The sequence below is a fragment of the Brucella sp. HL-2 genome, assembly GCF_025846885.2.
In the GTDB taxonomy this organism is placed as follows: Bacteria; Pseudomonadota; Alphaproteobacteria; order Rhizobiales; family Rhizobiaceae; genus Brucella; species Brucella quorumnocens.
In genome coordinates this window covers 40,269-53,896 of the sequence record NZ_JAOYTK010000004.1, presented here as the reverse complement: position 1 = coordinate 53,896, position 13,628 = coordinate 40,269, and the positions used below count along the sequence as shown (strand labels likewise).

The window sequence follows — 13,628 nt, the reverse complement described above, 5'->3', positions numbered from 1 at the left end:
AGCGGCCAAAGCTGCTCCCACCAAAATCTCGCGTCGTGAAAACGCTGCTACCATCGAACACTCGTCGTTGCGACAACGGATCGGCCCTGGCCAAAATAGCATTGACTTGTTGAATTGCACCCAGCCACATATTTCTTGTCGCCAAGATTGTATGCATTGATCTGTAAGCGATAGTTACCGAGATCGTAACGCAGGAACGCGTCAACAAGTGTATAGGACGGGACGTAGAAGGTGTTGAGTGTGTCACCCGCAGTCTTACCAATACGGCGCACCCCGCCACCGACAACCAGATTGCCATTCATGCTGTCAGGCAACGGCACATCATAGCTCAGAAACAATGACTGCTGGTTCTTCGGAACCGTATAAGGCAACTTGCCGATCTGCGCCGGATTTTGGCTTTCGCTGACTTCCGGGTCCTGGAAGCTTAAACCGCCCGTTACGTTCAGCCGGTTCCACAAGCGTGCCGTTCCCTCGAGCTCCACACCACGAACGCGGACTTCATCGGTCTGATAATATACGCCGGAGATACGATTGACGACATTCTGTTGTTCGGCTTCAAATGCAGAGAGCGTGACCGAATAATCTTCACCTTCCGGCGCGTATTTCAGACCAACTTCCTTCAGCGTGCCGGTTGTCGGCTTGAGCGGGGTATCTGCAAGTGTGAGCGTTGGTAAGAAAGATGTCGAATACAGTGCATAAGGTACAAAGCCTGAATCGAAAACATATGCCACACCAACGCGACCGGTAAACTTGTCGGGGTTCTGATCGTAATCCACGGTGCGCCCGGTGGAGAGTGTCGTCTGCTCGGAATCAATGCGCGTAAAGTCCTTACGGCCACCAAGCGTTATCCGAAGATTGCCTGCTTCAATCTGATCCTGGACATAGATGCCAGTTTGATACTGTTTTTGCAAAAGCCGTGTCGTCGGCGAAAGCTTGGAAATGGACTTATCGTAGGTCGGGTTGAAGAGGTCCTGCGAAGGGCCGCTCGCCGAAGCTGTGTAATTGTCTAAACGCTGCCATTGCTGATCAACACCAAAAAGCAAGGTGTGAGACACGGGACCAGTATCGAACCGGGATTCCAGCTGCGTGTCGAACGCAATTGCATCAAGTTCAGGCTGTGCAAGATAATTGGTACGGGGAATTGTGTGCCCATTCCAACTGCTTGTCGGTAAAACGCCTGTAAACAGATTTTGATAATCGGTTTTCATGTGCGAATAGCGGAAATTCTGGCGCAGCGTGAAGGTGTCGTTGAAACGATGTTCAAACGCATATCCTACGTAGCCAATTTCCTTTTTATAAATGGCGTTGCGTGGGTCGCCATCCGAGAAATCACGCGAAATGCTTTGTCCCGATGGGCTCGGCAAAACACTGCCGTAAGCTGGAACGATAACACCAGCTTGCCCCATATCGTCTTTGAGATAACCGCCCGATATGATCAGGCTTGTGTCTGCATTAGGACGCCATGCGAAGCTTGGATTGATCGCAAATCGATTATTCTTGCCAAAATCATAGGAAGTATCGCTGTCGCGGAACATGCCGTTGAGACGGTATGTAAAGCGCGGGTCATTATTGATCGCCCCGGTGGTGTCGAAGCCCAGTTCCTTGCGCCCAAAGCTTCCGCCGCGCAAATAGACCTCGTGGGCTGCTTCAGCCTGCGGCTGTTTGCTAACCATATTGACGATGCCGCCAACATTGCTCTGGCCGAAAAGAGCCGAACTTGGGCCACGCATAATTTCTACGCTTTCAAGCGAATAGGGTTCGACAACAAAACCGGAATAGCCGCCGGACTGGCTGGCAATCTGGGGAACACGCAGACCGTCGAGATAGAGATCTGCCGGAAAGCCTCGAACTGTAAAATAATCTGAACGAACATCGGCGCCATAACGCTGCGCATTCACATTAGCGCTGTAAAGCATCGCTTCACTGACCGACTGAACCGCTCTGTCATTCATATTATCGCGGGTCACAACAGAAATTGCTTGCGGAGCCTCGCGAATGGCAATGTCACTCTTGGTGGCTGCTCGGCTGTAATCGGCAATGTATCCCTTGACTGGAGCGAGCGGCCCCTTCCCGCCAGATGTCTGAACTTCGATAGTTTGCAATTGGATGGAGCCCGCATCCTGCGCCAGGGTTGGCGCGGAAAGAGCGATAGTAGCCACTCCTGCCAAAAGTACTGCCTTGAGTAAGGGATGTGCACCGCAACACACTGTCTTGCTCTTAGCGTTCGGTTCGCGGGCAGCGGTGCTACTCGTATTCAATTCGGCTCTCCTGGTCGTTCATCACGTGAACGAGATATTTCCCGCTGGCGATAAACACCGCAGGTCTTGGCTGTCAAATTTGATGTTGCGTAATCCTAGAATTCAGAATAATTCTAAATTACACCCGCATATCAATGCGTTGCGAAGCAGAATATATTCATCATCACTCGTTGAGTCAGGCCAAACTCGGTTGCAATCGGGTCAAAATTCTGCGATTTCCATCAAATATGACTTTTTTAGTCAAATTGGGCCAAATGGAAGACTGAATGCGACCGAAGCATGCAATTGATTATCAGAACATCAAACGACCTCTGGCCGTAATGCACCGTGAATATACAGTCAGTATGAACTTCGGCTGGCACAGTCATCGACGTGGACAACTTCTTTACGGCAATAGCGGCTATATGACAGCAATGACCGAAGAAGGAGCATTCATGCTCCCTAGCGGCTACGCAATTCTTATAGCACCTGACCTGCCGCACGCGGTGCAGACCTTTGGCGAAACAAAAATGCATTCCGTCTACTTAGAGGAAAGTGTTTTGCGTGGATTTTGGGAGCCTACGCGGATTTTGAAAGTTTCGGCGCTGCTTGATGCCAGTATACAGGCACTGGCAAACGAACCCGTGCTTTATGATGAAACTGGCAGGGGCAAACATCTCTCAGCTCTTATCCTTGATGAAATTCGCAATGCTGACCAACAACCTTATACCGTTCCGTTGCCTGCCGAGAAGCAACTGCGCAAACTCTGCCGCGATCTACTCGACAATCCGGGAAACGATCTGACCATCGATGACTGGGCTGATAAGGTCGGCATGAGCCGCCGTACAATGACCCGCAAATTTCGCCAGGAAACAGGTATGAGTTTTATCGAATGGCGCCAGCGATTAAGGGTCTCCCATGTCATGCGCCGGCGAGCAGAAGGTGTGCCTTTGGCAGCAGCCGGTTTGGAGGCAGGGTATCAGAGCCTGTCCACATTGCGAAAAGTATTGAAAACGTGGGCTCCGCACTCTGAGCTTCTACCAGGAAGCTAAAACATCCGAGAAGGGTTCCGCCCGTTTCCGATAAGATACGCATCACACAGACAATTCAAGCAGCGATCGGATTGCATTTCATCTAAGCGCATATAATGACGCGTTTTTATACAATTGCCTATTTTATAAGCAATTATTAGAGAGCGTTATGCCTATGAATTGCCTTTAGCTCACCTTCCATTTCTACTAATTAAACCAAAAAGCGCCTTAAGTTCGCTTATGGCCGCAGAAGCATAATTTGTAGCTTGAGGATCCCAATTGGCACGGCACTTGCTTCTAATAAATCAAGCGCATTGTTGGGCAAATGACGAATGCCGCAGTGCAAAGAACCGGTTTAATACGCAGAACAAAAGAGACTAGGCGATGACAAAATATAAGCTCGAATATATCTGGTTGGATGGTTACACCCCTACCCCAAACTTGCGTGGCAAAACCCAGGTCAAGGAGTTCGAAGCATTTCCAACTCTTGACCAGCTTCCTTATTGGGGCTTTGATGGTTCTTCTACGATGCAGGCAGAAGGCCGTAGCTCGGATTGCGTATTGAAACCTGTTGCAATTTATCCAGATCCGGCCCGTACCAATGGTGCGCTTGTCATGTGCGAAGTCATGATGCCTGACGGTGTTACACCGCATCCATCCAACAGCCGTGCGACCGTTCTTGATGACGAAGACGCCTGGTTTGGTTTCGAGCAGGAATATTTCTTTTACGATAACGGTCGCCCACTCGGTTTCCCAGAGCAGGGTTTTCCTGCACCGCAGGGCCCTTATTACACCGGTGTTGGTTATAAGAATGTCGGATCGATCGCACGTAAGATTGTTGAAGAACATCTCGATCTCTGCCTTGCAGCTGGCATCAATCACGAAGGCATTAATGCTGAAGTGGCCAAGGGTCAGTGGGAATTCCAGGTATTCGGTAAAGGTTCAAGAAGCGCTGCCGACCAGATCTGGATTGCTCGCTATCTCCTTCTGCGTCTTTGTGAACAGTATTCCATCGATATCGAATTCCACTGCAAGCCTCTCGGCGATACCGATTGGAATGGCTCGGGAATGCATTGTAATTTCTCGACCAAATTCATGCGCGAAGTTGGTGGAAAAGCCTATTTCGAAGCTCTGATGGCTCAGTTCGACAAAAACCTACAGGACCACATCGAAGTCTATGGTCCTGATAATCATATGCGCCTGACCGGCAAACATGAAACCGCGCCTTGGAACAAGTTCTCTTATGGTGTTGGTGATCGCGGAGCTTCGATCCGCGTACCGCACTCGTTCATCCAGAACAATTATAAGGGTTATCTAGAAGACCGCCGCCCTAACTCACAGGGCTGCCCTTATCAGATCGCCTCTCAGGTTCTTAAGACAATTTCTGAAGTGCCAACGACAGCTGACGAAGCACTCGCAGCTTGAATAGCTCGATAGTATGCGTATCAAGGTCGGCCGGGTTTTCATCCGGTCGGCCTTTTCTTTTCGGTTTTCAAGTAGCTTTTACCTCAGTGGCAAGTTGATCAAGATAACTGCGACACCAATGAAAAACATCATTGGATTCAACAGCTTCCATCATCAATTTATAGCGTTCTACCCGCTTATCCAAGGTCATGGAAGCAGCACGCGCAATAGCGTCGGCGATCGCTTCCACGTCGTATGGATTAACTAATAGTGCCCCTTCACCAAGCTCATGAGCTGCGCCAGCAAAGCGCGAAAGAACAAGTACGCCCGGATCTTGAGGATCTTGTGCAGCCACAAATTCTTTTGCGACGAGATTCATTCCATCTCTAAGTGGAGTAACAAGGGCCAACTTGGCCATTCTATAGACAGCAGCAAGTAATTGTTGGCCGAAAGCCCGGTTCACATATCGTACAGGTGTCCAATCGAGACGACCAATAGCACCGTTAATATGACCAGCAATTTCAGCAACTTCATGTTGCAAAGCATCATACTCTGCCACGCCCGAGCGGCTCTTAGGGGTGACCTGAAGTAATGTTATGCGTCCATGCCATGCCGGGTTCACCTCAAGAAACCGGCGAAAACCTTTCAATCGCTCAGGCAGTCCTTTGGTATAATCGAGGCGGTCAACCCCTACAATCAGATCTCTTCCTTCCAGAGATTGCTTAAACCTTTGGATTGTAGGATTTATAATTGCCGATTGAGCGGTGTGGGAGAAGGAGTTGACATCAATTCCAATAGGGAAAGCGCCTATCCGAAACTCGCGGCTTGGGTTACGGAACAATCCGGTTTCGCCCTCGACAGGCTTTGCTACCCCACCACGGCGGAGGCATAGGGCGAAATTTTCAGCATCGTCGTCCGTTTGAAATCCGATGAGATCAAACGCTGTCATCGCATTTAACAATGCTCCTTGTACAGGCAATGTCAGATAAACATCCGGCGACGGCCATGGTATATGCATGAAAAAACCAATGCGGTTCTTGATCCCCATTTGCCGAAGCTCTGCAGCCAAAGGCAGCAGGTGATAATCGTGCACCCAGATAATGTCATTGTGTTCAATTAGCGGCAGCAATCTCTCCGCAAACAAGCGGTTGACCCTGAGATACCCTGCCATATCTCGACGTGTATAATCGGTCAGATCAATGCGGTAGTGACAGAGTGGCCATAAAACACTGTTGGCCAAACCCTCATAATATTCGGACAGGTCCTGATCCGAAAGATCTGACAAAGCATAGGTAATCTCACCTTCTTCTCTTATCACAAGGGGCCCGGGCTCCTTCTCACCGCTTGACTTGCCTGACCACCCCATCCAGATTCCACCTCGCTCTTTAAGCGCGGCCTGAACGGCAACCGCAAGGCCGCCAGATGGCGGACGGTCCGGATTGGGCACGCGGTTGGAAACAACGATAAGGCGACTCACGAAATATCCTCCGGCAGATTCAAATGCGGTATCGAAATTGCATTTTCTAATTCATCATTGAACTGCTTCACTTACAAAAGCCCCCCTATCCAGCACCTGAATTTTTCTGGCGATTCGGTAAATATCGAAGCGTTGGTTTTGTTTCCGACGTCATGCAGGCCAACCCGAATACTGACGCCTCCCATCGAGTTGGCCTCAAGAAACATCGCTTCATCGGTGAGATCATCTCCCGCGGCAACCGGACGCTTGCCTTTGAAAGGGGCTACTCGCATGAAACGACGCAACGCCTGAGCCTTGTCACTGCCAGCTGGTTTGAGCTCAAAAACAAACTTCCCACCTTGTAGCGAATACGCTCCCCCGGCACTTTCCACAGCTGCCGTCATGATGTGACGCACAGCTTCTTCCTTGTCTGGTGCCAAACGATAATGAAGGGCAAAGGCTCCGCCTTTGTCTTCGAAAATGACACCTTCAAGGTGATCCGCCTCTCCTTTGGCCATATCGAGGGCCGTCAAATACCATTCGTCATGGCACTCGGCGTTCGAGTGAGCCATTTCATATGTCGAAGATTTTTCTGACCCGAAGCGAAACTCGGCACCGTGAAGGCCGGCTACGAAAAACGAATGCCGAGGAAATAGCTGATCAACAAACTTGATTGAACGACCGGTTACAATGGCGACCGCACCTGATGTGCGCTTAGACAAGAGTTCCAGTCTCTCTTGCAGGCCTGCTTCTACACGAACAGCATCAGGCGTGGATGCAAAATCAAGGAGGGTGCCATCAAGATCAAAAAAGAAAGACAATCTTGTCAGGTCAGAAAAATCTGCTCTATTCGTAGACACATCGGTCTTTAAATAGTGAAACCCGGGAAAGGAAAATAGCGACGGCGCAGTTTGTTCCATCGGCTCTTTGGATTCTTTATACTTTGGCATACAAAGGAAACTAGGGCACAAACGCGTGAAAACAACCGTGTTGCATTGCCACAAATGAAATGTCCGTTGGGCAGCAAGCATTAAGGCGCTGATTTTGATCAGCGCCTTAATGCATATTAATTACATGGCGACGCCCTTAAAAAGCTCACACCGCCAGATAATTTTTCAGGAATGTGCGTGTGCGATCCTGCTGAGGGTTACGCAAGAGTTCATCAGGTGTCCCTTCTTCAACGACCACGCCGCAATCCATAAACAAGATCTTGTCGGCAACTTCGCCAGCAAAACGCATTTCGTGCGTGACAATCAGCATGGTCATGTGTTCGGCAGCAAGCTGCTTCATGACAAGATTCACCTCATCAACCAGCTCGGGGTCGAGTGCCGACGTCGCTTCATCAAACAGCATAACCTTGGGCTGCATCGCCAATGCACGAGCAATCGCCACGCGCTGCTTCTGGCCGCCCGAGAGGCGGGAAGGATAGACATCTGCCTTACTGGCCAATCCAACCTTGGCAAGCAGCTCAAGCGCCAGCTCACGTGCCTGCGACTTGGCCATGCTCTTAAGCTTGATCGGACCAAGCGTGATATTCTCCAGAACAGTCAAATGTGGGAACAGATTAAAGTGCTGGAAAACCATTCCCATTTGCTGGCGCACAGAGTTGATGTGCTTTTCAAAGGCCTGCCCTTTGAGCGGTTGGTTGACTTGTGTCCCATCGAGCCAGACTTCGCCACCATTTAACGTTTCAAGATGGTTGATGGAACGCAGAAGCGTACTCTTTCCTGAACCGCTTGGACCTATAATTGCTATGATCTGTCCGCGCGATACCGAAAGATCAATTCCCTTCAGAACTTCCAGTTCGCCATAGGCTTTGCGGGCACCTTTAACTTCAACCATTGGCTTCAGCGTGCTCATCGCGTTACCTCCACTTTTCTTTCAATATGCCGCAGCCCTGCTTCCATAGCGAGGTTTACCAGATAATAGAGTGCAGCCGCAGTGAGATAAAACTCAAATGGGCTATAGGTTTCGCTGATGGCTATCTGTGCACTATTGACCAGTTCAGCAATTCCGATAATCGAAACAAGCGATGTATCTTTGAGCAAAACGATCATGTTGTTGCCGATAGGCGGAATAGTGTTCCGGATCGCCTGCGGAATGATGACATAACGTAGTGCTTGTCCGCGGCTCAGGCCGATTGAACGGGCACCTTCGGTTTGTCCGGGATCAACCGAAACAATACCTGCACGAATGACATCCGCATTATAGACTGCAAAATGCAGGCTCAGACCGACAATACCTGCAAAAAGTGCCGGAATATCAATGCCGATTTGCACAAGCCCATAATAGATGAGGTAGAGCTGCAAAAGCAGAGGCGTTCCCATAAAAAGCCACATGAAGAAGCGTACGGGATATGCAAGTACAGACGGCGCGTAAAGAACGACCAGAGCAAACAGAATGCCGAAAACAAAGCTGAGAATGCTGGATGCAATGGCTAGAATAACCGTCCACCAAAGTCCGACCAAAAGAAGGTCGGAATAAGGAATAACGATACTGAAATCGAGTGTTGGCATGATGTGTCCTCCCTCAACGCGGCGCAAAGCGCTTGTCGAGCAGATCGACAATCATGACGACGACATAAACAATGATCATGTAAAGAACAGCCGCGACTGCAAATATCTCGAAAGGCTTGTATGTTGAACTGATAAAGCGCTGCGCTGTATAGGTGAGTTCCACGACCGATATTGTTGAAACCAATGCCGATCCTTTGACAAGAGCAACAGCGTTTACGCCCAATGGTCGGATCATGAGACGGGCGGCTTGGGGCAAGATGATCAAACGTAATGTTTTTTCCCTATCAAAGCCTATGGAGCGTGCCGCCTCCATTTGTCCGCGGTCCACACTCGCGATTGCTCCGCGAATGGATTCAGCCATATAGGCACCGATGTTCAGTCCGAGCCCAATAACTCCTGCGGAATAAGGCTCCAGTTCCAGACCAATCTGCGGGCCACCAAAATACAGAACAAACAATTGAACCAGACATGGAGTGCCGCGAAACACACTAACATATGCACCGGACAAAAAACGCAGTATAGCGCTATTCGACAGACGTGCGATCACCAGTATGCCTGCGACGACGAATCCCAACAAAAGAGCCAGCACAGAAATTTGCACAGTGACCCATGCAGCCTCCAGGAAAAATGGGAGGACGCGCTGCATTAACGCAAGATCCATAAAGATACTCCGGAAAGCCATGTGAACCGGCCAGGTTGTTCCCGGCCGGATTTAAACTCGATTAGCGAATGTCGCTACCGATCCACTGCATGGAGATCTTTTCGTAATCACCGTTAGCGAGCATCTCGTCGAGGGTCTTCTGCATCGCGGCCTTAAGTTCCGGATTGTTTTTGCGAATTGCAATACCGAGCGCAACGCGACCACCCTCGATGTTTGGTGTGTCCAGAATACGGACCTTCTGGCCTGTTTCCTTCACAGCAATCATTACAGGGATACTATCCATGACAAGCGCGTTGATGCGACCTGCCTCCAGATCGATCAGCATTTCAGGCAGGCCTTTATAGGTGCGAACCGTCAGATCACCCTGCGCTTTTGCCCATTTTTCATGGGCGTCGCCCATTGTGACGCCAACGGTCTTGCCATTCAGGTCTTCGAGTTTCTGAATGTCTGAGCTGTCTTTTACAACGATAGTACGTCCAGCATGATAGTAAGGACCGACAAAGTCTACGGCCTTTTCACGCTCTGATGTAATTGTCATGGATGCAACAACAGCATCGTATTTTTTTGCGAGAAGACCCGCAATAATGCCATCAAACGGCGTTGTCATGATCTTTGGTTTGAGCCCCATTTTTTCTGCAATTGCAGAACCGATCGATGCGTCAAAACCAACCACTTCGTTTTGTTCGTTCGTAAAACTGAACGGTGGATACTGACCGCTCATAGCAATGCGCATCTCGCCGGACTCTTTGAGCTTCTCCAGCTCATCAGCTTGCGCTGGCACACTCGAAAAACTTGCAGTAATAGCAACCGCTGCGATTGCAATGAGACTCTTCAGCTTTGAACTCATGACTTTCCGTTTCCTCTGGATTTGTCTTTTTGTTTTAGGTTATGGTTTGCCACTAACCTTCATTTGTGAGCTTGGCACAGGCTTACTTTGCAAGCATCCTGCAATATGTCTGCCAGCCCGACACATTGACGGAATCAACCGGCATATTGTCGGCTTAAGACACGAGCGCTTCCACGGCGTTTAATAGAGCTCCACTCAGGTTCTTCCGCGGACATTGAAGTGAACAGGCTAAACAATGTAGCCGTATTTCCGCCGGGCTATCCGAGCGAAAGTACGGCATTTGGAGCGATGTCGTTCAGGCGTTCTACCGCAGAGCGGCTGCAAAACTATCGTTCAGGACACTGAGCAGATGATCGGCATTGTCGCGATTGAAAACCATAGATGGGCGCATCTTCAACACGTTATCATGTGGGCCTTCAGTGCCCATCAAAATGCCCCGCTGTCTTGCACCATCATTGATGCGTTTTGCGAGAGCGGTCGCGGGTGCCTTGGTCTTCCGATCCGCAACAAGTTCAATTCCGAGAAACAGACCCTGGCCACGAACATCGCCGATGATGTCAAAACGCGTTTGCATTTCGCGAAAGCCATCAAGCAGATAATTACCGACATCGAGCGCATTTTTGCGCAAGCCATCGCGTTCAATAACATTGAGTACAGCTAGGCCTGCGGCACACGAAACCGGATTGCCACCAAATGTATTGAAATACTCCATGCCATTGTTAAAGCTGTCAGCCACTTCCCGCGTTGTGACAACCGCCGACATCGGATGACCGTTTCCAATGGGTTTGCCCATGGTGACGATATCAGGGACAACATCTTGCAATTCGAAAGCCCACCAATGACTCCCCACACGACCAAAGCCGACCTGCACTTCATCGGCAATACACACGCCGCCCGCAGCGCGAACCATAGCGTAGACTTCTTTGAGATAGCCTTCCGGCAGGAAAACCTGACCGGCAACACTTGGAATGGATTCAGCCAGGAAGTATGCGGGTGTCCGGCCCTGACTGCGCATTGTATCGATATGCTCGGCAATGTTGCTGGCAAAGCGCTTGGCATGTTCTTCAACAGGCCAATCTTCCGGAGCATGATAGCTATCAGGAATGACGCCTTCAAACACATGTGCAGGGCGACCCTTTCCACCTTTGCGCTTATATTTATAAGGGCTGAGCTCGATGAGTTCCTGTGTTGTGCCGTGATAAGCCCAATCAAGCACCATCGCTTCATCGCGTCCGGTATGATTGCGCGCCATTCGCAAGGCTAAGCTATTCGCCTCGCTGCCTGAACAGGCAAATGATGCGACGGTGAGCCCTTCTGGCAAAGTTGCTGTCAGTCGCTCCGCATATTCCACAATGTTGTCATGCAGATAACGGCTGTTGGTATTCAAAACTGCCGCTTGTCGGGCGATTGCCTCAACCACTTCGGGATGCGCATGGCCAATGTGACAGACATTGTTAAAGCAATCGAGATAGGCACGCCCATGGTTATCGATAAGCCATGTGCCCTCCCCTCGAACAAACTTTATCGGTTCGGAATAAGAAATCGACAGGTTTGGCAGCAGGATTTCTTTGCGCTTCTCGATGATTTCGGCTCGGGTACGACCATCCTGATGGAACGTTTCTGGTGGAATGCCAGCCAGTTCAGCGACATCCGGGAACAAATCTGCCCATACATCAAGATATGCAGATTCACCGACGCCCAAAATCTCGGTTGCCGTAAGATTGACGTCTGTGGTCATTCCAAAATGCAGATGTGGTGTCCATCCGCCGTTCTCGTGAATATCGCCCATATGACCGACGAGATTGCCAGCCAGAAGTTTCTGACCAGGCCGCAAACGCTCCAGCGCCTCGTGAGCCATATGCCCCCAAAGCGTTACAAAAGGCGGACAACCCTCGGGGCGGTGTTCCAGCTTGACCAGACCGCCGTATCCAAGCGGTTCGTATTCGATTTCAACGCTTATGACGGTTGCCGCCAGTGGTGTATAAAGCGGAGTACCTGCTGGCATGAACAAATCCACCCCGAGGTGATGGATGCGGCGCTGACCCTTGATGAAATGCGATTCAAAAGCCTTATCGGTATAGACAGTTCGCTTCTCGCCCCAAGAACCAATGCCCAGTTCGATGTTACTTTGGGCACAGAAATCGTCCCACCATTGTGTGGCCTCTCTTGCGCGTTGTTCCGCTGATGCAACCGTCATGAAATGGGATGCATCACCATAAGGAACAATCGCTTTGGTCATGGTCGCTGGCGCGGGACGCACGATTGGCGCAAATGTCTTGGCGTTAATGGAGACCCATTTGCGGATAGCCCCTGCTCCATCTATTGCGTCAAAGCCGCAAGCTTTGCGCAAAATGGCTGTCGCAAAGCGCGGGTTCATTGCATCCATCTTCTCCAAAAGACGCCATGCTGGCGCTTCGCTGATGGCTAGATATGGATTATCGTCAGTCTTTTCCCGGCGTGAGGCTGAAACTGTGACGCTCGTTACGAGCCGCATCGCAATAAGGTCGAACAGCAGATCAATTTCTTCCGCTTTGAGCGGGTATTTTTCATGGAACCCTGAAGCAAGTGTCGCCGCCGCGCCTATGGGATCTTCCATGTCGAGCGCTGAGTAAGCACATGCAATCGCAACTTCCGCGATCAGCACTGTATGAACGGCATCACCAAAATCGATGAGACCAGCAATCTTTTCGTTGTCTTTGTTATCGACCAGAACATTCCAGTCATTTGCATCATTATGAATAACCTGTGCGCGTAGACCTGCAAGCTTGGGTTCGATCAGAGTTTCAAAGCGAGTGATAAACCGCTCAAGCAGTGCTCTTTTTTCTGCGTCATCAATGAAGTGCAGGCGTGTACGCGCACGACCTGCATGACGAAGGTCCCAATCCAGGTCTCGGAGCGCACCGGGATGAATGAACCCCTGTAACGCGTGATCCAGTTCACCTAATGAACGGCCCAGATTGCGCATCAGATCGAATGTTCTGGTTACTTGCGCCAGCGGTGTTCCAGGGAGCCAGCCAACCAAACGCAGCGCATGCTTTTCGCCGCCATCAGCAACGGCTTGGGCGAGGACGTCACCGGCAAGGCTTGCTTTGAGATGCGGTACGGCCAATCTGGACTTTGCAATGGAAAGATGATGCAGCAGAGCGGTCTGAAACTCGCTCTCAACTTTTGGTTCGCTGGCATTGACGATCTTTAAGATCCAATCAGATTCCGTTCCGGTTTTCAGACGGAAATTACAATCACGCTCACTATCGAGTTCAGACGCGCTGGCGCTTACGCCAAAAACTTCTTTGGCAAGCCTTTCGGCATCAATCGCTGAAAACTGTGGTGCGGGATGGGAGAGATCGGTCATAGCCAGTATTTTTCCAGGTTACATTTCTTAGCTGCAGCTTGGCATGCAAAGGATTTTCGGGCATCAAGTATCCTGTCGGGATAACCGGCACATTGTCGGAATAGACCGACATATGTCCGGCGAC

General features: G+C 50.2%; 10 protein-coding genes. 2 read left to right on the top strand and 8 right to left on the bottom strand.

Annotated features, from left to right (window positions below; translation table 11 throughout):
- Positions 1-47: 47 nt before the first annotated feature.
- Complete coding sequence (locus OIV19_RS08185; protein ID WP_319637591.1) at positions 48-2,258, bottom strand: TonB-dependent siderophore receptor; 2,211 nt, start codon at positions 2,256-2,258, stop codon at positions 48-50.
- 266 nt (positions 2,259-2,524) lie between these two features.
- Between OIV19_RS08185 and OIV19_RS08180 the strand changes: the two genes are divergently transcribed.
- Positions 2,525-3,289: an AraC family transcriptional regulator gene (locus tag OIV19_RS08180; protein WP_264231195.1), complete on the top strand. Its 765-nt coding sequence runs from the start codon at positions 2,525-2,527 to the stop codon at positions 3,287-3,289.
- Between the two features lie 363 nt (positions 3,290-3,652).
- On the top strand, positions 3,653-4,693 hold the full coding sequence (locus OIV19_RS08175) for a glutamine synthetase beta-grasp domain-containing protein (RefSeq protein ID WP_094573740.1): 1,041 nt from the start codon (positions 3,653-3,655) through the stop codon (positions 4,691-4,693).
- A gap of 67 nt (positions 4,694-4,760) precedes the next feature.
- On the opposite strand, the gene otsA is transcribed toward OIV19_RS08175, so the two are convergent.
- From otsA to OIV19_RS08140, 7 genes are all read right to left on the bottom strand, one after another.
- Positions 4,761-6,149 carry an alpha,alpha-trehalose-phosphate synthase (UDP-forming) gene (otsA, locus tag OIV19_RS08170; protein WP_264231194.1) on the bottom strand — a complete coding sequence of 463 codons (1,389 nt, stop codon included), beginning with the start codon at positions 6,147-6,149 and terminating at the stop codon, positions 4,761-4,763.
- A 71-nt stretch (positions 6,150-6,220) separates the two neighbouring features.
- A complete protein-coding gene (otsB, locus tag OIV19_RS08165; protein WP_264231193.1) occupies positions 6,221-7,159 on the bottom strand; it encodes a trehalose-phosphatase in 939 nt (312 codons plus the stop codon).
- A 64-nt stretch (positions 7,160-7,223) separates the two neighbouring features.
- Complete coding sequence (locus OIV19_RS08160; RefSeq protein ID WP_319637590.1) at positions 7,224-7,988, bottom strand: ATP-binding cassette domain-containing protein; 765 nt, start codon at positions 7,986-7,988, stop codon at positions 7,224-7,226.
- On the bottom strand, positions 7,985-8,644 hold the full coding sequence (locus tag OIV19_RS08155; RefSeq protein WP_264231192.1) for an amino acid ABC transporter permease: 660 nt from the start codon (positions 8,642-8,644) through the stop codon (positions 7,985-7,987). The genes OIV19_RS08160 and OIV19_RS08155 overlap by 4 nt, the downstream gene beginning before the upstream one ends.
- Positions 8,645-8,657: 13 nt before the next feature.
- Positions 8,658-9,305, bottom strand: coding sequence for an amino acid ABC transporter permease (locus OIV19_RS08150; RefSeq protein ID WP_094573745.1), 648 nt, complete (start codon positions 9,303-9,305; stop codon positions 8,658-8,660).
- 61 nt (positions 9,306-9,366) lie between these two features.
- Positions 9,367-10,152, bottom strand: coding sequence for an ABC transporter substrate-binding protein (locus tag OIV19_RS08145; RefSeq protein WP_264231191.1), 786 nt, complete (start codon positions 10,150-10,152; stop codon positions 9,367-9,369).
- 304 nt (positions 10,153-10,456) lie between these two features.
- On the bottom strand, positions 10,457-13,504 hold the full coding sequence (locus tag OIV19_RS08140; RefSeq protein WP_264231190.1) for an aminotransferase class III-fold pyridoxal phosphate-dependent enzyme: 3,048 nt from the start codon (positions 13,502-13,504) through the stop codon (positions 10,457-10,459).
- Positions 13,505-13,628 lie beyond the last annotated feature (124 nt).